Genomic DNA, 20,750 nt, shown 5'->3' with positions numbered 1-20,750 from the left:
GTCCCGAACCAATGTCTAGCAAGGAAGACCATGCCGCGTCGCAGTGATCTGAGTTCAGTTCTCGTTGTCGGTTCCGGCCCGATTGTGATCGGGCAGGCCGCGGAGTTCGACTATTCCGGCACCCAGGCCTGTCGGGTACTCAAGTCCGAGGGCTTGCGCGTGATCCTCGTCAACTCCAATCCCGCGACCATCATGACGGACCCCGAGGTCGCCGACGCCACCTACGTCGAGCCGATCACGCCGTCGATGGTGGAGAAGATCATTGCCCGGGAACGGCCGGACGCGCTCCTGCCCACGCTCGGTGGCCAGACGGCCCTCAACACGGCGGTGTCCCTGCACTCCTCGGGGGTACTCGCGCAGTACGGCGTGGAGCTGATCGGGGCCAACGTCGAGGCCATCGCTGCCGGTGAGGACCGGGAGACGTTCAAGGGCATCGTTGAGCAGGTGGGAGCGTCCTCGGCGCGTTCCCGCATCTGCCACAACCTGGAGGAGTGTGACCGGGTCGCCGAGGAGCTGGGCTATCCCCTGGTCGTCCGTCCCTCCTTCACTATGGGGGGTGCCGGTTCGGGGTTCGCCCATGATCAGACGGAGCTGCACCGCATCGCGGGGACAGGGCTGTCCCTGTCGCCGACCACCGAGGTCCTGCTGGAAGAGTCCATCCTCGGATGGAAGGAATACGAACTGGAACTCATGCGCGACGGCAACGACAACGTCGTCGTGGTGTGCTCGATCGAGAACCTCGATCCCATGGGTGTCCACACCGGTGACTCCATCACCGTCGCCCCCGCCATGACCCTGACGGACCGTGAGTACCAGCGCATGCGCGATATCGGTATTGACGTCATCCGCGCGGTCGGTGTGGACACGGGAGGATGCAACATCCAGTTCGCCGTGCATCCCGACACGGGGCGGATCGTGGTGATCGAGATGAATCCTCGGGTGTCCCGGTCGTCCGCGCTGGCCTCCAAGGCCACGGGGTTCCCCATCGCCAAGATCGCGGCGAAGCTGGCGGTGGGCTATACCCTCGACGAGATTCCCAACGACATTACCGGCGAGACGCCCGCCAGCTTCGAGCCCAGCCTGGACTATGTCGTGGTCAAGGTGCCCCGGTTCGCCTTCGAGAAGTTCCCCGCGGCCGAACCGCGACTCACCACCACGATGCAGTCGGTGGGTGAGGCGATGGCGATCGGTCGTTCCTTCCCGGAGGCCTTGCAGAAGGCGATGCGGTCGGTGGAGAAAGCCGGAGTGGGGCTGAGCTGGGCTGGACCGGCAGGTGGAGCCGCCGAACGTGACGAACTTCTGCGTGCCGCGGCCACACCCACGGAACATCGACTGCGTCAGGTACAGCAGGCATTGCGTGCGGGGGCCACCGCCGAGCAGGTGCACGAAGCCACACACATCGACCCGTGGTTCGTGGACCAGCTGCTGTGCCTCGAGGAACAGGCGCGGGAGCTGGCAAACGCCGCGGTACTGGACGCCGAGGTCCTGCGGTCCGCGAAGCGACTCGGTTTCTCCGACGTCCAGATCGGTGAGATCACCGGCAAGTCCCCGGACGTTGTCCGCGAGCTGCGGCACGCCCTGGGGATCCATCCCGTCTATCTGACCGTGGACACGTGCGCCGCCGAGTTCGCCGCGCGCACGCCCTACCTCTACTCCAGCTACGACGAGGAGAGCGAGGTTCCGACGGGTTCACGTCCCAAGGTCATCATCCTTGGTTCGGGGCCGAATCGGATTGGCCAGGGCGTCGAGTTCGACTACAGCTGCGTCCACGCCTGCCTGGCCCTCTCCGAAGCCGGATACGAGACCGTCATGGTCAACTGCAACCCCGAGACGGTCTCCACTGACTACGACACCAGCGACCGGCTGTACTTCGAGCCGCTCACGTGCGAGGACGTACTTGAGGTGGTGCGGGCCGAGCAGGCTACCGGCCCGGTGGCCGGGGTCATCGTGCAGCTCGGAGGGCAAACCCCACTCGGGCTGGCCCGGGAACTTACCGCCGCCGGAGTTCCCGTTGTTGGCACGACCCCGGACAGCATCGACCTGTCCGAGGACCGCGGCGCGTTCGGCAAGGTCCTGGCCGAGGCGGGCCTGCCCGCACCACGGCACGGCACCGCGCGTTCCTTCACCGAAGCCCGGCACGTCGCGGCGGAGATCGGCTATCCCGTCATGGTGCGTCCCTCCTATGTGCTGGGTGGACGCGGGATGGAGATCGTCTATGACGAGACGATGCTGGCTGACTACATCGAGCGCAACGCCGCGGTGAGCCCCGAGTACCCCGTCCTGGTGGACCGGTTCCTCGACGACTCCATCGAGGTCGACGTGGACGCCCTGTTCGACGGTGAAGAGCTCTACCTCGGCGGAGTCATGGAGCACATCGAGGAAGCCGGTATCCACTCCGGTGACTCGGCCTGCGCCCTGCCCGCGATCACCTTGGGCCACGAGGACATTGCCCGGATCCGCGCCGCGACCGAGGCCATCGCGCGGGGCACCGAGGTTCGGGGGCTGCTCAATGTGCAGTATGCCGTGTCCTCCGGAGTCCTGCACGTGTTGGAGGCGAACCCTCGCGCCTCCCGGACCGTGCCCTTCGTCTCCAAGGCCACCGCAGTTCCCTTGGCGAAAGCAGCGGCGCGGATCATGTTGGGCACCAGCGTCGCGGAACTCCGGAGCGAAGGCATGCTTCCGGCGACGGGGGACGGGGGCGATCTTCCCTGGGACGCGCCGATTTCGGTCAAGGAGGCGGTGCTTCCGTTCAGCCGCTTCGTCGCTGCCGATGGACAGAACGTGGACACGGTGCTCGGGCCGGAGATGCGTTCCACCGGGGAGGTGATGGGTCTGGACGCCGATTTCGGTGCCGCCTATGCCAAATCCCAGCAGGCAGCCTTCGGGCCCCTGCCCACCTCGGGCACGGTTTTCGTCTCCGTGGCGAACCGGGACAAGCGAACGATGATTTTCCCGGTCAAACGCCTCGCCGATCTCGGGTTCGAGATCCTGGCCACCGAAGGTACGACCGAGGTGCTGCGTCGTAACGGGGTTCAGGCCCGGTCCGTACGCAAACACAGCGCGGGTCCGGGACCCAACGGGGAACCGACGATCGTCCAATTGATCCACGAGGGTGCGGTCGATCTCATCGTCAACACCCCGTTCGGTGGTGCCGGACAATCCGGGCCCCGGCTGGACGGCTACGAGATCCGCACTGCGGCCGTGGCCAGGTCGGTGCCCAGCGTGACCACCGTTCAGGGACTGGCGGCTGCGGTCCAGGGGATCGAGGCCCTGACCCGGGGAAGTCTCGGCGTGCGTTCCCTTCAGGAGCACGCGCGGGCGCTGCGGGAAGCCAACCCTGTGGAGGGCAGACACGCGTGACCGACTTCCGGCCGGTGCAGATGCGTGTCCCTGTGTTGGCGGCACGACCTGTCGATCATTACCACGCGCTCACAGTGGTGGCGCCCGGCGTTGCCGAACGGTTCCGCGCGGGTCAGTTCGTCGCGGTTGCGGTGGGCGACGACCGCTCCGGGATGATGCTGCGCAGGCCCTTCTCCATCTACGAGGTCCGGCCCGACCACGGGGGAACCGTCGAGTTCCGGTTTGCCGTGCGGGGAGCGGGAACCGCCTGGCTCGCGGAACGCCGGGCTCAGGACCTGGTGGATGTGGTCGGGCCCCTCGGACGTCCGTACCCGCTACCGCGGGACCCGGTCAACTGTGTCCTGGCCGGTGAGGAGCATGGCGGTGCGTCCCTGGTTCCCCTGGCCCGCGCACTGCGGCGTCGAGGGTGCCGGGTGGATTTCGTTCTCGGTGCCAGTACCGCGGCACGCATCCTGGGCGGTGATTCGGCACAGCGGCTTGGGGAGAGCCTGACCCTGACCACCGAGGACGGGTCGCTGGGGGAGCGGGCCCGCGTCAGCGACATGGTCCAACGAGTCGTGCACGAGGCGCCGGCCGATGTTGTCTACGCCGCCGGTCCGTTGCCCCTGTTGCGGGCGGTGACCGCGATGGGCACCTCCCACGGCATTCCGGTTCAGGTTTCGGTGGAGCAGCAGATGACCTGTGGGACCGGGATCTGCATGTCGTGCGTGCTGCCCGTTACGGATGCGGATGAGATTACGCGCATGGTGCGCACCTGTGTGGACGGCCCTGTGTTCCGTGGAGAACAGGTGCGTTTCGACGACGTGGGGACCATTCCCTTCGATGCTCTCGGCGCGCCGGGATGGGCGGTGGCCGCCCGGCCCCAGCACGACCGGGAGCCCGTGGACGCCACCCCGTCGCTGACCGGCTCGGATCGGGAGGTCAGCTGAGGATGGACGAGGAGCCCGGATGACTCCGGACCTGCGGGTGGACCTGGCCGGTGTCCGACTGCCGAACCCCGTGCTGACCGCGGCCGGCTGTGCGGGCACAGGCCGGGAACTCGCCCTCTTCACCGATGTGTCCCGGCTCGGCGCCGTGGTCACCAAGTCGTTGATGTCGGGGCCGAGGGCCGGGACTCCCGTCCCCCGGGTCGCCGAGACCCCCAGTGGTGTGCTCAGCGCCATCGGGCTTCAGGGGCCGGGGCTGGAGGTGTTCCTGGACCGAGATCTGCCCTGGTTGGTTTCGCAGGGTGCCCGCGCCGTGGTGTCCATCGCCGGGGGAAGCCCCGACGAGTATGCCGAACTCGCCCAGCGGCTGGACGGTCAGGCCGGGGTGACGGCGGTCGAGGTCAATCTGGCCAGTGCGAACCAGGCTGACCATGGTCGGTACTTCGTGGGGGACCGCTCCTCGGCAGTGGACGTGGTCCGTGCCGTGCGCGCAGCGACGGGACTTCCGGTGTTCGCGAAACTGTCCAGTGCGATGGACAGTGTGGGGGGCACCGTTGCCCTGGCCGAGGCGGTGGTGGAGGCTGGAGCGGATGTCCTGTCCATGATCAACAGTGTGCGTGGCATGGTCGTGGACACCACTACCGCGCGTCCGGCCCTAGCCGGTGCCGCGGCCGGGTTGTCCGGCCCCGCGATCCGTCCCATCGCTCTGGCGACCGTGCATGACGTGCACCAGGCGCTGCCACAGGTCCCCGTCATCGGCATGGGGGGGATTCACAGCGGGGACGACGCCTTACAGTTCGTGCTCGCCGGTGCGAGCGCGGTGGGTGTGGGCACCGCCAGCCTGCATGATCCTGGTGCCTGTGGTCGCATCCTGCGGGAGCTCACCGGGTTGTTGGAGGAGCGGGGGTGGTCCCGGATCAGTGACGTGGTTGGTCGTGCGCATGACGGTGCCCCGCTACGCACCGGTGGCTTCGGTCGTCCGCACTGAGTTCGGACTTCGCCACGTACCGAACCACAGTGCATGATCCGCTCCGGTGGGGGCACCACAACAGGCGGCGGATCAGCGTCACCGCGCCGGGACGGGACCGAGTGGGGACGGGTCACTCGGTGCGCGTCGGCGCCGGGCCGTTGCCCCGTTGCCGACGGGGCGCACTGTCCAGCACAGCACGCATCTAGCCAGAACGAAGGAGTAGGAACGTGGTCGCACCCATCGCAGTCGCCATCGACTCCCCGGATATCGAGACGGCGGCCCGTTCGGCCGCGGCGGTGGCGCCTCATGTCAGTACCGTGAAAGTGGGGCTGGGGCTCTACCTTCGGTATGGACCGGAGGTCGTCACGACGTTGCGTGGCGCGAATCGGGTGTCGGTCTTTCTGGACCTCAAGCTGCATGACATCCCGGCACAGGTCGGCTGGGCTGCACGTGCGGTCGCACGTACGGGGCCTGCGCTGTTGACCGTACACGCTGCCGGAGGGCGGGATATGATCCGGGCCGCGGTCGAGTCTGCGCCCGAGACGAAGATCGCTGCCGTGACGGTGCTCACCTCCCTCGATGCCGCTGCCCTGGCGGATGTGGGTATCACGGGAGGGCCTGCGGATGCTGCCCGTCGCCTGGCGGTCCTGGCGGTCGAGTCGGGGGCACGGGCCTTGGTCTGTTCCCCGCACGAGGTCGCGTCGTTGCGTGCCGAGGTGGGGCCGGATGTAACCATGATCACCCCGGGGGTGCGCCCGGATGGTGCCGCGAGTCAGGATCAGGCACGTACGGCCACTCCGGAGGCCGCATTGGCCGCGGGAGCGGATTTGCTCGTGATCGGACGCCCGATCACCGGGGCTGCGGATCCGGGAGCGGCCGCGTCCTCGATCGGTCTGTCACTGCGGGGAGCGGCCGCCTCCTCCGCATCCGGATCGGTTGGACAGACGTCAGCGTGAGCCTCCACAGCCCGTCCCCTCGCTACGCATTGTGGTTATGGCGGCCCTGAATATGGCTGGTCCAGAATTGCCTGCACGATGCAATTGTGGTGTGCAACACAGTGGTCCGCGGGTCTCTGCGCTGCGGTGTTGATCATGGTCAGCGATGGGAGATGTGGCCGATTCGGTTTCGGAGCGCATTCAAACAATTACTAAAAGTAATGGATTGAAGGAAAAAGCGCTGGAAAGGCCACATTGCGTTGCCGAACCAGGGGGGAACCTACTAACTTGCGCATGCGTCCGCCCTCCGTAATCGAGAGAAATCCGAGGTGACCCGGCGTGGCCCTTCCTCCCCTCACACCCGAACAGCGCACCGCCGCTCTGGAGAAGGCCGCAAAGGCCAGAAAGGAGCGTGCCGAGGTCAAGGCCAAGTTGAAGAACGGTGGGATCTCCCTGTCCGAGGTCCTCACCAGCGGTCAGGAGTCCGAAGTCATCGGAAAGATGAAGGTTTCGGCACTCCTGGAGTCCCTGCCGGGCGTCGGCAAGGTCCGGGCCAAGCAGATTATGGATCGGCTCAACATTGCCGAGTCCCGGCGCGTCCGGGGGCTGGGTGCCAACCAGCGCGCTGCCCTGGAGAACGAGTTCGGGGAGCTTGACTAGCCTCTGGTAATCCGGTGCGCGTTGGCCGGGGTCGTACCCTGCTGGGGTACGATCCCGGCCCTTGGACTGCCAGGGTGGTGGTATAACGGAGGGCAATCCCAGTCTGCGACCCCGGGCCGGAGCCCGCGGGCGACACCAGCATCGGCGCCGGGGCGCGTGCTCCTGTGCCTACGCCCGTGTCCGGCCTGGCTTCGCGCCGACGTCTGTCACCGTGGCGATGATGGCCGGGCGCGCAGTGGGAGAGTGTGGGAGAGTTTCGTCCGCGCCGTATGCGCCCGTGAGGTCAGCGAGTCCGTGTCTGTTGAATCCGGCGTCACCGAAGGCCCCCCGTGTCGACTTACTGTGCTGTCTGGCCCCTCGGGAGTGGGCAAGAGCACTGTCGTAGCCGAGCTACGTGCACACAAGCCCGAGGTGTGGCTCTCGGTGTCGGTAACGACACGGGCCCCACGCCCCGGCGAGCGGGACGGTGTCGAGTACTTCTTCGTTTCCGACGCCGAGTTCGACCAGATGGTGGCCGACGGCGAGCTCCTCGAGTGGGCGGCCTTCGCCGGCCATCGTTCCGGAACTCCGCGGAGCCCGGTGTTGGAGCGCCTGCGGGCCGGCCAGCCCGTGCTGCTGGAGATTGACCTTCAGGGCGCCAGACAGGTTCGGGAGAACCTGCCAGAGGCGCAGCTCGTGTTTCTCGCCCCCCCGTCCTGGGACGAGCTGGTGCGTCGACTTACCGGGCGCGGGACCGAGTCGGCGGACCTGGTGAACCGCCGGTTGGAGATCGCCCGTGCTGAGCTCGCAGCCGAGAAGGAGTTCGACGTGAGTCTGGTGAACACGGATGTACGCGAGGTGCGGGACGAACTGCTAGCCTTGATTTCGGCGCCGTCCGTCTGATACCGCACGGCCGCCGGCCACCGTCGATCCCGACGGACACCGCCGATTCGTCCTGCTTGTCGATGCGCGCGTTCCGATTCCGGAGACGCCGCCGCCAACCATCCACAGAAGGGTAGGCAACGTGGCAGGGACCAAGCCCGTCGCCGAAGGCATCACCAATCCACCCATCGACGATCTCCTCGGTGTCGTCGACAGTAAGTACAGCCTGGTCATCATGGCCGCCAAGCGTGCTCGGCAGATCAACGCCTACTATGCCCAGCTGGGCGAGGGTCTCCTGGAGTACGTCGGTCCCCTGGTGGAGACCCAGGTTCAGGAGAAGGCACTGTCGATCGCTTTGCGCGAGACCAAGGAGCAGCTGCTGACCGCGGAGCCCTACGAGGCTCAGTGAGCGGGACAGTGAGCTCAGCACAGTGACAACGGAGCCTGCGCCTCGGCGTGTTGTACTCGGGGTGGGTGCTGGGATCGCCGCGTACAAGGTATGCGACCTGCTTCGACGACTGACTGAGGCAGGGCACGAGGTTCGGGTGGTTCCCACCGCCGATGCCTTGCGGTTTGTGGGAGCACCCACCTGGTCCGCGCTGTCCGGGAATCCGGTGGCTAGTGATGTGTGGTCCGATGTCCACGAGGTGCCACACGTGCGTCTCGGGCAGACGGCCGACCTTCTGCTGATCGCGCCGGCCACGGCCGATCTGTTGGCCAAGGCGGCCCACGGGATCGCAGACGATCTGCTGACCAACACGCTGTTGACTGCGCGGTGTCCCGTTATCGTCGCGCCCGCGATGCACACCGAGATGTGGGAGCACAGCGCAACTCAGAGCAACGTCGCCACCCTGCGGGCGCGTGGGGTGACCGTACTCGATCCGGATGTGGGGCGTCTCACGGGGGCCGACACCGGGCGGGGACGGCTTCCAGAACCCGAGGTGTTGTTCGACCTGGCCCGAGGCGTGTTGCGACGGGGCTCGGCCGCCCCCGATCTCGGCAGGCGCCACGTTCTCGTGACCGCGGGAGGAACCCGCGAGGCGGTGGATCCGGTTCGTTACCTCGGTAACCGCTCCTCCGGGCGCCAGGGGTATGCGCTGGCAGCGACAGCGGCCGCGCGTGGCGCTCGTGTCACTCTGGTGGCGGCCAACAGCGAACTCCCGGATCCCGCGGGTGTCGAGGTACACCATGTGGAGTCGGCGCTCGAGATGCGGGACGCGGTCTGGGCGGTGCTGGGTGCGGTCGATGCTGTGGCGATGGCCGCGGCGGTCGCGGATTTCCGTCCCAGCTCGCAGACCTCAAGCAAGATCAAGAAGACGGTGGGAGCCCCCGAGGCGATTCCCCTGACGGCCAACCCGGACATCCTCGCGGAGCTGACCCGCGAGCGCAACGATGCGGGTCGCACGCATCCGGTCATCATCGGATTTGCCGCAGAGACCGACAACGCCGTGGAGAACGGGCGGGCCAAGCTCGCGAGCAAGGGCTGTGACCTCCTCGTGGTCAACGAGGTGGGAGCGGGCCGGGCTTTCGGCACCACCGACAACCAGGCGGTGATCCTGGGGCGGGACGGTTCGGAGCGGCCGGTATCTCGCGGCCCCAAGGAAGAGCTCGCCGACGAGGTGTGGGACCTCGTCATCCCCCGACTGTCGGATACACAGAGTAACTGAATCGCCGGTTCGCGGGCCTGCACTGCGGAGGCGATCGAGCGATTGCCGCCCGTCCGGTGATTACCCCGCATGATTGTCTGTATGCGTATGGCGATATTCGTGTTCGGCGGTTTCCGGTCTATTTGTTGCGCAAAGAGCGACTCGATTCGCAGTGTGGCACGGATATTTCCGGTGGAATCCGACATTCGGGGGTAGGTGTAAGAAAATGGTGTGATCTGCATCACGAAGGCGAGAGTGCCGGCTGAGTAGGGGATATGCGGTCCTCGTGCCCAGGCTGAGGGCGACGGGGTGGCGGCTCATGCAGGCCGCTGACCATGACCTGGCCGGTGCGGCCGACCGGCGGCCCACTAGAGTGGTGGCGAAAGCGAACGCGCTGGTCGGTGTCTGACAGCCGGGAGAACCGGTCTGTCGGAGGCCGGTCAGTGTGGCCAAACTGTAAGCCAGCAGCCGCTGCAAGGAGTCACATAACGTGTCCCGCCGCCTTTTCACTTCCGAGTCGGTCACCGAAGGTCACCCCGACAAGATGGCCGACCAGATCAGTGACGCGATCCTCGACGCGATGCTCGTGGACGACCCCAAGAGCCGGGTCGCCGTCGAGACCATGATCACGACCGGTCAGGTCCACATCGCCGGCGAGGTGACCACGCAGACCTACGTCGACATTCCAGCGATCGTGCGCAAGAAGATCCTGGAAATTGGCTACGACTCCTCCGCTAAAGGCTTCGACGGCGATTCCTGTGGCGTCAGCGTTTCGATCGACGCCCAGTCCCCCGACATTGCTCAGGGTGTCGACACCGCCTACGAGACCCGCGAGGAGCAGCACACCGACGAGCTGGACCGCCAGGGTGCCGGTGACCAGGGCTTGATGTTCGGCTACGCCAACAACGAGACCCCGGAACTGATGCCGCTGCCGATCCGGCTGTCGCACGCTCTCGCGGAGCGTCTGACCGAGGTCCGCAAGAACGGCACCGTGCCCTACCTGCGCCCGGACGGCAAGACGCAGGTCACTGTGGAGTACGAGGGCAATCGCCCGGTGCGCCTGGACACTGTGGTGCTGTCCAGCCAGCACGCCCCGGACATCGACCTCAACGAGCTCCTTCAGCCCGATGTGAAGGAGCACGTCATCGAGCCGATCGTCCGGCAGTACGGTCTCGAAGCCGACAACTACCGTCTGCTCGTCAACCCCACCGGCCGGTTCGAGGTCGGCGGCCCCATGGGCGACTGCGGTCTGACCGGCCGGAAGATCATCGTGGACACCTACGGCGGCTATGCCCGCCACGGTGGCGGTGCCTTCTCCGGTAAGGACCCGTCGAAGGTGGACCGGTCCGCCGCCTACGCCGGTCGTTGGGTCGCCAAGAACATCGTGGCTGCCGGTCTCGCCGACCGCGCCGAGGTTCAGACCGCCTACGCGATCGGCAAGGCTGCCCCGGTCGGTGTCTTCATCGAGACCTTCGGCACGGAGAAGGTTGCTCCCGAGGTCATCGAGAAGGCCGTGCACGAGGTCTTCGACCTGCGTGCCGGGGCCATTGCCCGTGAGCTGAACCTGCTGCGGCCCATCTACTCCCAGACCGCCGCCTACGGCCACTTCGGCCGGGAGGTCCCGGACTTCACCTGGGAGCGTACGGACCGCGTCGAGGCCCTGAAGTCGGCCGCCGGCGTCTGAGCCAGGTAACGTCTCCCCGCTGAGTTCGGGGAGTTTCGGGGCTGTGTTCCACTGTGGGGCACAGCCCCGAACGTGTATCGCGGCCGGATGTGGCCACAGGGGCCACCGCTGTGATCCGCAACCCTGCCGCGGTCGAAATCGCTGGTTGAAGCAGGATCGTCTCCTTGCCGTGCCCGGATGCCCCTGCGGGACGGTGTCGGGAGCGGTGTCGCTGTTCGGGGGGCCTGCGCCCCGTCCACGTAGCCGGCGTTAGTATCCTCTCGGATGGTGTGAATGCCCCGCTGTGCCGGAAGTCCCGGCCCGTGCGGAGCCGTCCGTGCAGGGGTCGTTTCCCGGCGTGGTTGGTGGGCTTCGGTCTCCCGCGCCCCCTGAAGCCCGGCGATGCGGAATGTTGTGTGAGTGAACCATGAGGACCGTGCTCCCCGTTCCGGGCCAACAGCGCTCGTTGGCGCCGTCTGGTGTGCGGCAACGCCGGGAGGTCGGCTGATGGATGCCGGGCCTGTGGGCGCATGGATCACGATCGCAGTAGACGAGAGCCATGCCGACGTCCGTGTCGACGGTCGCACACACCGGGTTTACGGACAGAACGCGAAGGAGACACGTCGGGCGGCGCTTGCCGTGGTCACCGAGGCCGCGGCCCGCACGGGGGCGGACCTGGTCGTTGAGGCACAGGACACCACCAGCCGATATCGGCTCCTGGCACGCCCCAATGGGGTGGTGCGTGCCCTGTCCGATACGGACACCAGCACCGCCGCGGAGGTGTCGAGGCGAAATCGGAGCGGCCGCGCTCGCGCGGTCGCCGTGGGTGCCGTAGTGGCTGCGCTCGCCCTCGGTGCCGGTGGCGTGTTCGCTGTCCAGGCCGGATTCTGGACCCTGCCCGGAGCATCGCAGGACGCTGGTGAACGGGTTCGGGTCGAGGTGCCCCCCGGAGCCGAGTTCGACACGCGTACTGCTCCTCCCGGGTTCGGGACCACCGCTGCCTGGCACCTGCCGGTGCGGCTCGACATCGGGCCGGCCGTCACCGCGGACGGGACGCGCCTCGCCCTGCTCGACACCCAGGAGCGAATTCGCGTCGTGGGACCCAACGGAGCCGAGGAGTGGAGTACCGAACTGCCGGTGGCCGTGCCCTCGGCCGAAGGTGTGTTGCGGTTCGTGGATTATCGCGATCGCCAGTTCCTGGTGCTGGTCGGAGACGACCAGTGGTGGATGTGGCCCGCCGACGGAGGAGAACCGGAGCGATTCGATCTTCCCCCCGGCACCGACCTCAGCTTCGCTGGCACAGGCGTCTTGGTCTCCGGTGAGGATGAGGTGTTCGTCCCCCACGACGGTTCACTGGAACCCGTTGATGCTCCGGACGACACGCGCGCCCTTGCAGCTACCGATGAGGCCGTGCTGAGCCTGGACTGGGACGGGGAATGGTCCTGGACAACCGTTGACGACAACGAGACGAGGACTGTCGAGCCACAGGCTCCGACCGATGCCGGCGACCTCGTGGGCCTTCTTACGGCCTCCGCCCGGCATGTGGTGGCTCGGTGGGAGTCCACAGACGGCAATGATGATCCGGTCATTGCCGTTCACGATGCCCGGGACGGCGCCGCGATCGGGGCAGCCCCGGTCGATGTGGGTGATGTGCACGAGCAGCGTTGGGTCGCCGGTGACGGCTTGGGAGCGTATGGGCCACTCCTGGTCGATCTGGAGCGGGGGGATGCCCGTGTCGTCGAGGGCTTCGCCCCGACCGGGGCGAGCGGTGAGGTGATCTATGGCGACATCGACGATGAACCGTTCGCGGTCGACACGTCGGGGGAACCAGAGGCGCTGCCCGAGGATACGGCTCGTCCCTGGGGTCTACTCGATGGTCGGGCCGTGGTCGCTGGTGACGACCACCTCTATGCACTGTCTCCCGAATAGTCGGGAGACTCGGTGAATGAGAAAGGAGATGCATGGCATACAAGGCGCGCGCCGCGGGCGCGGCGGCTGCCGGACTGATCGCCTTCGGTCTGTCGGCCTCGCCTGCGGCGGCTGATGCGACCGAGGAAGAGCCGACGCCGGAGGCTCAACAGAACGCGGCCCCATTGCCGGAGGCCCCAGTCCAGGTGGATACGCTACCGGACCTGGAGGTTCCGCCTCCGGACGCTCAGGGGACTGGGGGAGAGACACAGCCGGACGTACTGCCGCTGGAGGATCCGCCACCGGAGGATCCGCCACCGGAGGATCCGCCACCGGAGGATCCACCACCGGAGGACCCGCCACCGGAGGATCCGCCACCGGAGGATCCGCCACCGGAGGATCCACCACCGGAGGACCCGCCACCCGAGGATCCACCACCGGAGGACCCTCCGGATGAGGAGCCCCCGCCGGATGAAGATCCCCCGGACGAGGAGCCCCCGCCGGATGATGACCCACCCGCAACGGATCCGCCCCCGACGGATCCGCCCCCCGTCGAGCAACCGGACGGAGAGTCGGGGCCCGACCAGGCACAGGCACCCGGAACGGACACGGGAGCTGTGGTCGAAGCACCGGTCAGCAACGACCAAGCCGTTGATACAGCCAGTGTGAGTGATGCTGGTCAGCAGCTTCCGGTCACCGGTACCGCAGTGCACCAGATCCTGATGGGCGGTGGCATCGCCGCCAGCCTGGGGGTGGCTGCACTCTGGGCCGGACGCCGCAGGCCGGCGTTCTCCCCCGAGACCAGGGCGGCCGGGTCCGCGGAGTAGTCACGTCCCCATCCCTGGGGTCACGCGCCCCCAACGCCAGGATCCCGGGGATCGAGCCCAGAACGGGGCGGCGGTGGGGAGGGCGAGGCTGCGCCTCCCTCCCCACCGCCGCGAATCTGCGGCCGCCTATACCCGGATGGTCTGGCTGCGCACGATCTCGAACACGGGATGACGGTCCGCCTCGGCGATGAACGCAGTCAACGGATCATCGGCGCGTGCCTCGAAGTACGGACCCACCACGGCAGCCCGCGGCCCACTCAGATACTCCCGCAGGACCGGGGCGGCACGCTCCGCGGGGACTTCTCGCACACTGATGAGTTCGATCCAGCCGCCGCGGCGCAGAGTGCCGAATCCATCGGCGCGAATGTTGTGCACCCAGCCGACCGGACCGTAGGCGGCCACGAGGAATCTTCCTTGCAGGTTGTCCACCAAGCTGACCGGCGTGGTGCGCAGAAATCCGGTCCTGCGGCCCCGTGTGGTCAACAGCTGGACCTCGTGCGGTCCGATTCCGTACCGCACGAACCCCGCCACGACCGCATCGCCGATCCGTCGCACCGATGTCCTCCGCCTCGTGTCGTTCGTCATCGCCTCTCCCTCGTCGCGCCCTTTCCACCATACTGAGAAGGGCGACTCGGGTACGCCCGGACCGGTTCCACGAACGGACACGGCGACGACACGACATCTAACGGAAAGAAGAGAGCCCGGTCACAGCCTGACCCACGCTCAGAGCGTGGATTTCCTCGGTGCCCTCGTAGGTGGCGACCGTCTCCAGATTGACCATGTGCCGCATGACCGGATACTCCAGAGTGATCCCGTTGGCGCCGTGCAGGCCGCGCGCGGCGCTGGCCACCCGCTGGGCGGCAGCGACATTCGCGAACTTGCCGAAACTCACATGGTTGTGATGACACTGCCCGGCGTCTTTGAGCCGTCCGATTCGCAGGGCCGTCATGTCGGCGTGGGTGACGTCAACGACCATGTCCGCGAGTCGGCGCTGGGTGAGCTGAAATCCCGCGATGGGCCGCCCGAACTGCACGCGGGTTCCGGTGTAGTCCAGGGCGGCCGCATAACACGCGCGTGCGGCGCCGGCGGCTCCCCAGACGATTCCGTAGCGAGCTTCGTTCAGGCACGAAAGGGCCGCGCCCAAGCCCGCGACCTCGGGAAGTCGCGCCGAGTCGGGGAGTCGAACGCCGTCGAGGACGAGCTCCGCGGTGATCGAGGCTCGCAGGGACAGTTTCTGTCGGATGACGTTCGCCTGGAACCCGGGCGTGTCGGTGGGCACTACGAAGCCACGAACCCCCTCGTCGGTCTGGGCCCACACCACGGCGACATCGGCGACGGTACCGTTGGTGATCCACATCTTGGTGCCGTCGATGATCCAGTCGGAACCCTGGCGGCGGGCCCGGGTCCGCATCGAGCCGGGATCGCTGCCGGCGTCCGGTTCGGTCAGCCCGAAGCACCCGATGACATCGCCGGTGGCCATTCCGGGAAGCCAGGTCTGGCGCTGTTCCTCCGAGCCGTACTTGTACAGTGCCGCCATAGCCAACGAGCCCTGGACAGAAACGAAGCTGCGGATACCGGAGTCCACCGCTTCCAGTTCGCGGCAGGCCACCCCGTAGCTGACAGCACTGGTGCCGGCACAGCCGTACCCCTCCAGATGCATGCCGAGCAGGCCGAGCTCTCCGAACGATTTGGCGAGCGTTCGCGGCTCCGGAATGGTCCCGGCGTCGAACCACTCCGCGATGTGGGGATACAGCGTGCTACGGGCGAAGGCACGGACCGTGTCGCGGACCGTCACCTCGTCCGTGTCCAGCTCCCGGTCCAGCCCCAGGAAGTCCTGCGGATCGGGCGCGGGGGGTTTGCCGCCGGTGCTCATGGACCTGTCCCTCTCTCTCGTCCCTCGTGTCAGTCGACGTCTGCGACGCCCAGGGCGCCGTCGTGCAGCAACGCGGCGATTCTGTCCCGGGACCAGCCAAGCTCGCACAGGATCTCCCGCGAGTGCTGCCCCAGGAGGGGAGGAGCCGGGGCCGCGACCTCGGCTCCCGTCTCGGTGGGCTCACCGGAACCCAGACGGAACCCCGGACGGATCAGTTCCAGAGCCCCCAACTGCGGATGCTGTACCGTCATCGTCGCCGCATCTCCCACGGCGTCGGCCGTACGGATCGCATCCAGCACCCCCCGTACCTGCCCCACCGGAACACCCGCCGCGACCAGAAGTTTGGTCCACTCGGCCGCTGGACGACGCCGGAACTCCGCCGAGAGCTCGGCTGTCAGCTCCGCACGGTGGGCCACCCGGTCCGAGTTCGTGGCATAGCGCGGATCGCCTGCCAGGTCGTCCCGGCCGAGCACGGCACACAGGCGCTGGTACAGAGCGTCGTTGCCGGCCGCGATGACCAGCTCCGTGTCCGCGGTGGGAAAGGCCTGGTAGGGCACGATTGCCGCGTGCGCGTTCCCCTGGCGCTGCGGTTCCTCTCCCGTGACGAGGGCGTGTTGGCTGACGTTCACCAGCCCGGAGAGCGCCGAGTTGATAAGAGAGGCGGACACATGCGCACCGACGCCGGTGGCCTGCGCCTGGGTGAGCGCCCCAAGGATGGCCACTGCGGCGTTGAGCCCGGTGAGTACGTCGGTGATAGCGACTCCGACCTTGCTGGGCTCTCCGTCCGCGGGCCCGGTGACGCTCATCAGTCCACTCTCGGCCTGCACGACCACATCGAAACCGGGGCGGGCCGGGGGATCGTGATTCGGACCGAAGCCACTGATCGAGCAGTACACCAGTGCAGGGTTGCGCGAGCTCAGCTCGGTGTATCCCAGGCCGAGGCGTTCGGCAGTGCCAGGGCGGAAGTTCTGGATTACGATATGCGAGCTGTTGCACAGCTCCCGGACCGCAGCCAGGCCGTCCGGATGTTTCATATCCACGGCCAGGCTGCGTTTGCCTCGGTTCACCGAGAGGTAGTAGGCAGCCTGCGGAGCGGCCGTGGACGTGTCGTCGGCGGGCTGGGCCCATGGGGGACCCCAGGCGCGGGTATCGTCCCCGGTGCCGGGGTGCTCAACCTTGACAACCTCGGCGCCGAGGTCGCTGAGCAGCATCGTTGCGTAGGGGCCGGCCAGCACTCGAGACAGGTCGGTAACGCGGATTCCCGCGAGTGGGTTATGGGCGTCGCTCATCGGCTTCCCCCGCGGTGTGGTTCGGTTCGTCGGCGGTGCGCAGCTGGTAGCAGGACTCCAAACACCGACGCAGGGCAGTGGCCAGCGCACCCCCGGACTGCCCGGCGTAGCGGGTCTGTACCCGCTGCACGATTTCGGAGACGTCCTCGTATACCGACAACCCCTCGACGAGAACGCGGAAGAACTCCTTGGCGAGATCGGTCAACAGGGTGGTGTCGGCGGCGACAATCTCTCCCGTGGTGCCGCGCACGGCCAGAACCACGCCGAGCCGTTCGTACTGGGAATGGCTCGCCACCGCGTCCGGAAGACGGGCGTACCCGGAAACCAGCCGCACGTCGGGATCGGCGAGCACGTCCCGGGGCTGGGAGTATCGTGACGAAGGTGAATCTGGCGTCACTGTGTAGCGTCCCTCCACGTCGACAGGCATACGTGTCTTCCACGATGACTGGAGACTCTCGCCTGGCAGGACGACCGTACCCGGCAGTCCTCAGCGTAGAGGGCAGCAGGTCCAGTCTCCCCGATCGTGGTTAGGCCACGCAATCAGCACCGTCTCGGGCCGGGACACCGGGCCGCCACCACCTTTGGGCGCCATGCCCGTCACACGACCTCCAGTGGATCCATGTAGACCCGGGTGACATGTTCCTCCCTGCGGGCACTGCGGGACGCCGCCGCGGTTTTCAAAGCGTGGGCCAGGCGCCAGGCCGAGGCGCGGGGCACCCGCAGCAGCGCTCGCTGGTGGTCCTGGTCGTCGATGGAGACCGGGCCCAGCAACTCCGCGTCCTCGGGCAGACGAAGCTGATCCAGCACTTCCCGGACATGCGCCGTGCGGCCGGTTACCGCCGCCATGGTGGTGGCCGGGGGAAACCCGAGTTCCCGACGCTCCTCCAGCTCCCGCTCGGCGAAGGTGGCCGGGTCCCAGCGAACCAGGGCCTGGGTTGGGGCAAGATCAGGCTCGGCCAGCACCACGACCTGTCCACCCGCGCTGGCCGCACGCACCAGCGCCGCCGCGTTACACCACCGACGCAGTGCCTCCTCGCCCGCCCGCAGATCGGCCCGCCCCAACAACGCCCACCCGTCCAGCAGTAGCGCCGCAGAGTAGCCCCCCGCAGCAACCGGTTCGGCACCAGGGGTCGCGATCACCAGCGCCGGCCGGTCCTGCACCGAGGGCACCACGCGGGAGTGGCCCGGTTCCCGCCCCGACGTCACGACCGGCACCGAAGGGAAGGCCCGGCCCAACTCCTCGGCGGTTCGACGCGCCCCCACTGTGACCGCCCGAAGACGATGGTTTCCACACTCCGGACATCGCCACTCCCCGGCGATCCGTCCACACCACCGGCAGAACGGAATGGCGTGCGCACTGCGCAGTGCCAACGGTCCGTGGCATCCGGCGCATCGCGCGGGTTCGCGGCACTGGGTACAGGCCAGGGCCTCCAGATAGCCGCGTCGTGGAACCTGCACAAGAACCGGACCATCGCGCAGGGCTGCACGGGCCACCCGCAGCGCGACCGCCGGTAGTCGCGCCGTACGCGCTTCCGGGTCGCGTGCGATCTCGGTGTCGTCACCGGCGGGGCGCACCCGGGGGGCGCGCCGCCGTACAGTGTCCCGGGACGCGCTCAGCGGATTCGCCCATCCACTGGCAATCAGCATGGTGGTGTCGGTCGTGCGCGTCCGTCCACCGAGGAGAGCTCCCGCTGCGGCCTGGTGCGCCCGGAGAGCGAGCACAGTACGCGCGTGCGGATAGGGAGCGTGTGGCTCGCAGTGCACGTCACTGCCGTCGTCCCACAGGACGACCAAGCCGAGATCGTGTACGGGTGCGAACATTGCGGAACGCGTTCCGACCGCGGCCCGGACCTGCCCGCGCACCACACGCAGCCAGCGCCGGTACCGCTCGGCGGGCCCCAGATCCGCGGTGAGTGCGACATGATGATCCGGCCCCAGAAGGTCCCGAAGCGCGTTGTCGACCGTGGCGACGTCGCGGCCATCCGGAACAACGACCACGGCGCCCCGGCCGCGGGACAACACGGTTGCCACCGCGACGCCGATTGCTGTCGCCCAGTCGGGGCCGGGCAGGGCATCCCAAACCGCCCGCGGTGCCCCTCCGGCCCGCAGGGCGGCGAGGAAGCTCTCACCCGAGGTGTAGTCCAGCCACGGGCCGGGCGACGGAGCATCGGGGGTGCCCGCCGCCTCCGGAGCGGGTTCCTGCTCCACGCGTGCGTGGCGTGGTGGTACCGCCAGACGTAGTACGTCCGCCTGGGTTCCGGCGTACCGGTCGGCCACAGCCCTGGTCAGCGCCGCGATTTCTGGAGTCAGTACCACCTCCGTGGACACCACCTGGCTTAGGTAGGACAGGCGCCCCTGATGCTCGGAGCACGCCACCCGTTCCAGGACCAGCCCGGCGAGCTGTTGCCCGGCGAAACGGACCCGCACCCGGCAGCCCGGCCGCACCCGAACGTCCATCTCCGCGGGAACGAGATAGTCGAAGGGGCGGTCGAGATGGGGGAGCGGAGTGTCGACGAGTACGCGTGCCACGGGCTGCTCGGCAGCCGGCTGGCGCGGTTGCGGGCGCTGCGCCCGCGCCTCGGCCTTGGCCCGGGGGAGATCGAACAACGCGTCCCCGCCCGACTGCGTGGAGCTGTCCCGAGGCTCGCTGGCGGTCCCGGTCACGCCTCCCGTCTTACCAGAGACCCCGGGCGGCATCGATGCGCACGCTCCGACCAGCCGGCGGATCCTGCGGGACACTGTGGTGTTCGGGCCACTGCGGTCTGACTACGGCCTAGACTTGGGCCGCCGGCGACATTTCTGGAGGCTCTGCCGGCCGTGCGACGAAAATTGCGACGAGGAGACGAGGCAGTAGCTGATGCGGGTGGTGTTCGCCGGGACACCTGAGGTGGCCGTGCCCTCCCTGGACGCCCTGTTGGAATCGGCGCACGAGGTGGTTGCCGTCGTGACGCGACCCGACGCCAACGCCGGCCGCGGCCGCAAACCCCGTCCCAGCCCGGTTGCCGAGCGGGCGCAACGGGCGGGGGTGGAGATCCTGCGGCCACACCGAGCCGGCGATCCCGCCTTTCTGGAGCGGCTGGGCGAGCTCGCACCCGACTGCTGCCCCGTGGTCGCCTACGGTGCCCTACTGCCCAGCTCGGCCCTGGAGATTCCCCGATACGGCTGGGTGAACCTCCACTTTTCCGTGCTGCCCTCCTGGCGTGGCGCGGCCCCGGTTCAGCACGCCATACTCCACGGCGACGACGTTACCGGCGCCACGACATTTCGGATCGTGCCCGAACTGGACGCTGGCCCCGTGTTCGGGACAGTCACCGAGCCTGTACGGCCGCGGGACACCAGTGGCGACCTCCTGGAGCGGCTGTCCAACTGCGGGGCCGAGCTGCTGGTGCGCACCCTCGACGGAATCGCCGCCCAAACCCTCGTTCCCCAGCCCCAGCCCCCCGACGGGGTGACCTATGCTGGCAAGCTCACCTCGGATGACGCCCAGGTTGACTGGTCGAATCCGGCACCCGCCGTGGACCGGCTCATCCGTGCCTGCACTCCCACCCCGGGGGCCTGGACCACGTTTCGGGGAACACGGCTCAAACTCGGCCCTGTCGACCCCGCCGCCCGGGCCGGAGGCGAGCACGGGCTGGAGCCCGGCCAGGTCGCGGCCACAAAGCAGGATGTCCTCGTGGGAACGGCAAGTCATCCCGTGGTGCTCGGGGAGGTCCAGCCCCAGGGGAAGCGGCGGATGAGCGCCGTGGAGTGGGCCCGGGGAAGCCACCCCGATCCGGACGAGCGATTGGGGAGTATCGGGTGCGCACCGACCGGCTCATCCTGAACGGACGGT

17 protein-coding genes are annotated in these 20,750 nt (G+C 67.9%); 12 read left to right on the top strand and 5 right to left on the bottom strand.

What is annotated here, in order from left to right; translation table 11 throughout:
* Positions 1–30 precede the first annotated feature (30 nt).
* The 11 genes from carB to RIF23_RS04000 all read left to right on the top strand — a co-directional run bounded on the left by carB (position 31) and on the right by RIF23_RS04000 (position 13,756).
* Complete coding sequence (gene carB / locus RIF23_RS04050; protein WP_310910936.1) at positions 31–3,360, top strand: carbamoyl-phosphate synthase large subunit; 3,330 nt, start codon at positions 31–33, stop codon at positions 3,358–3,360.
* Positions 3,357–4,289, top strand: a complete 933-nt coding sequence (locus tag RIF23_RS04045) for a dihydroorotate dehydrogenase electron transfer subunit (RefSeq protein ID WP_310910935.1) — start codon at positions 3,357–3,359, stop codon at positions 4,287–4,289. Before carB ends, RIF23_RS04045 begins: the two co-directional genes overlap by 4 nt.
* Positions 4,290–4,308: 19 nt before the next feature.
* A complete protein-coding gene (locus tag RIF23_RS04040) occupies positions 4,309–5,274 on the top strand; it encodes a dihydroorotate dehydrogenase (RefSeq protein ID WP_310910934.1) in 966 nt (321 codons plus the stop codon).
* Between the two features lie 209 nt (positions 5,275–5,483).
* Complete coding sequence (gene pyrF / locus RIF23_RS04035; protein WP_310910933.1) at positions 5,484–6,212, top strand: orotidine-5'-phosphate decarboxylase; 729 nt, start codon at positions 5,484–5,486, stop codon at positions 6,210–6,212.
* A 318-nt stretch (positions 6,213–6,530) separates the two neighbouring features.
* Entirely contained in the window at positions 6,531–6,851 is a 321-nt protein-coding gene (mihF, locus tag RIF23_RS04030; RefSeq protein WP_310910932.1) for an integration host factor, actinobacterial type, read from the top strand.
* A 294-nt stretch (positions 6,852–7,145) separates the two neighbouring features.
* Positions 7,146–7,733, top strand: a complete 588-nt coding sequence (gene gmk / locus RIF23_RS04025; RefSeq protein WP_310910931.1) for a guanylate kinase — start codon at positions 7,146–7,148, stop codon at positions 7,731–7,733.
* A gap of 121 nt (positions 7,734–7,854) precedes the next feature.
* Positions 7,855–8,121 carry a DNA-directed RNA polymerase subunit omega gene (gene rpoZ, locus RIF23_RS04020; RefSeq protein ID WP_310910930.1) on the top strand — a complete coding sequence of 89 codons (267 nt, stop codon included), beginning with the start codon at positions 7,855–7,857 and terminating at the stop codon, positions 8,119–8,121.
* A gap of 22 nt (positions 8,122–8,143) precedes the next feature.
* Entirely contained in the window at positions 8,144–9,379 is a 1,236-nt protein-coding gene (gene coaBC / locus RIF23_RS04015; RefSeq protein ID WP_310910929.1) for a bifunctional phosphopantothenoylcysteine decarboxylase/phosphopantothenate--cysteine ligase CoaBC, read from the top strand.
* Positions 9,380–9,848: 469 nt separating this feature from the next.
* Positions 9,849–11,042, top strand: coding sequence for a methionine adenosyltransferase (gene metK, locus RIF23_RS04010; RefSeq protein WP_310910928.1), 1,194 nt, complete (start codon positions 9,849–9,851; stop codon positions 11,040–11,042).
* Positions 11,043–11,543: 501 nt separating this feature from the next.
* Positions 11,544–12,950: a hypothetical protein gene (locus tag RIF23_RS04005; protein ID WP_310910927.1), complete on the top strand. Its 1,407-nt coding sequence runs from the start codon at positions 11,544–11,546 to the stop codon at positions 12,948–12,950.
* A 32-nt stretch (positions 12,951–12,982) separates the two neighbouring features.
* On the top strand, positions 12,983–13,756 hold the full coding sequence (locus RIF23_RS04000) for a DNA primase (RefSeq protein ID WP_310910926.1): 774 nt from the start codon (positions 12,983–12,985) through the stop codon (positions 13,754–13,756).
* A 126-nt stretch (positions 13,757–13,882) separates the two neighbouring features.
* Here RIF23_RS04000 and RIF23_RS03995 read toward each other — a convergent pair whose 3' ends face one another.
* From RIF23_RS03995 to RIF23_RS03975, 5 genes are all read right to left on the bottom strand, one after another.
* On the bottom strand, positions 13,883–14,341 hold the full coding sequence (locus RIF23_RS03995) for a nitroreductase family deazaflavin-dependent oxidoreductase (protein ID WP_310910925.1): 459 nt from the start codon (positions 14,339–14,341) through the stop codon (positions 13,883–13,885).
* Positions 14,342–14,438: 97 nt separating this feature from the next.
* Positions 14,439–15,629 (bottom strand): acyl-CoA dehydrogenase family protein, encoded by a 1,191-nt coding sequence (locus RIF23_RS03990; protein ID WP_310910924.1) that lies wholly within the window; start codon positions 15,627–15,629, stop codon positions 14,439–14,441.
* A gap of 29 nt (positions 15,630–15,658) precedes the next feature.
* Complete coding sequence (locus RIF23_RS03985; protein WP_310910923.1) at positions 15,659–16,918, bottom strand: CaiB/BaiF CoA transferase family protein; 1,260 nt, start codon at positions 16,916–16,918, stop codon at positions 15,659–15,661.
* Positions 16,902–17,345 carry a DUF3870 domain-containing protein gene (locus tag RIF23_RS03980; RefSeq protein ID WP_310910922.1) on the bottom strand — a complete coding sequence of 148 codons (444 nt, stop codon included), beginning with the start codon at positions 17,343–17,345 and terminating at the stop codon, positions 16,902–16,904. The genes RIF23_RS03985 and RIF23_RS03980 overlap by 17 nt, the downstream gene beginning before the upstream one ends.
* 170 nt (positions 17,346–17,515) lie before the next feature.
* Positions 17,516–19,615: a primosomal protein N' gene (locus RIF23_RS03975; RefSeq protein ID WP_407659374.1), complete on the bottom strand. Its 2,100-nt coding sequence runs from the start codon at positions 19,613–19,615 to the stop codon at positions 17,516–17,518.
* Positions 19,616–19,775: 160 nt separating this feature from the next.
* Between RIF23_RS03975 and fmt the strand changes: the two genes are divergently transcribed.
* Positions 19,776–20,741, top strand: a complete 966-nt coding sequence (gene fmt, locus RIF23_RS03970; RefSeq protein ID WP_310910921.1) for a methionyl-tRNA formyltransferase — start codon at positions 19,776–19,778, stop codon at positions 20,739–20,741.
* The last annotated feature ends 9 nt before the right edge of the window (positions 20,742–20,750 follow it).

The sequence above is a fragment of the Lipingzhangella rawalii genome (assembly GCF_031628175.1).
GTDB lineage: Bacteria > Actinomycetota > Actinomycetes > Streptosporangiales > Streptosporangiaceae > Lipingzhangella_A > Lipingzhangella_A rawalii.
Note: the sequence above shows the minus strand (reverse complement) of the source record. Positions and strands in the feature narration are given on the sequence as shown.

Excerpts from the sequence above, each read along its gene's own strand:
- RIF23_RS03995 (WP_310910925.1), bottom strand. The coding sequence starts at position 14,341 with ATGACGAACGACACGAGGCGGAGGACATCGGTGCGACGGATCGGCGAT.
- fmt (WP_310910921.1), top strand. The coding sequence starts at position 19,776 with ATGCGGGTGGTGTTCGCCGGGACACCTGAGGTGGCCGTGCCCTCCCTG.
- RIF23_RS03985 (WP_310910923.1), bottom strand. The coding sequence starts at position 16,918 with ATGAGCGACGCCCATAACCCACTCGCGGGAATCCGCGTTACCGACCTG.
- RIF23_RS03990 (WP_310910924.1), bottom strand. The coding sequence starts at position 15,629 with ATGAGCACCGGCGGCAAACCCCCCGCGCCCGATCCGCAGGACTTCCTG.
- RIF23_RS03975 (WP_407659374.1), bottom strand. The coding sequence starts at position 19,615 with ATGCCGCCCGGGGTCTCTGGTAAGACGGGAGGCGTGACCGGGACCGCC.
- carB (WP_310910936.1), top strand. The coding sequence starts at position 31 with ATGCCGCGTCGCAGTGATCTGAGTTCAGTTCTCGTTGTCGGTTCCGGC.
- RIF23_RS04000 (WP_310910926.1), top strand. The coding sequence starts at position 12,983 with ATGGCATACAAGGCGCGCGCCGCGGGCGCGGCGGCTGCCGGACTGATC.
- RIF23_RS03980 (WP_310910922.1), bottom strand. The coding sequence starts at position 17,345 with ATGCCTGTCGACGTGGAGGGACGCTACACAGTGACGCCAGATTCACCT.
- RIF23_RS04040 (WP_310910934.1), top strand. The coding sequence starts at position 4,309 with ATGACTCCGGACCTGCGGGTGGACCTGGCCGGTGTCCGACTGCCGAAC.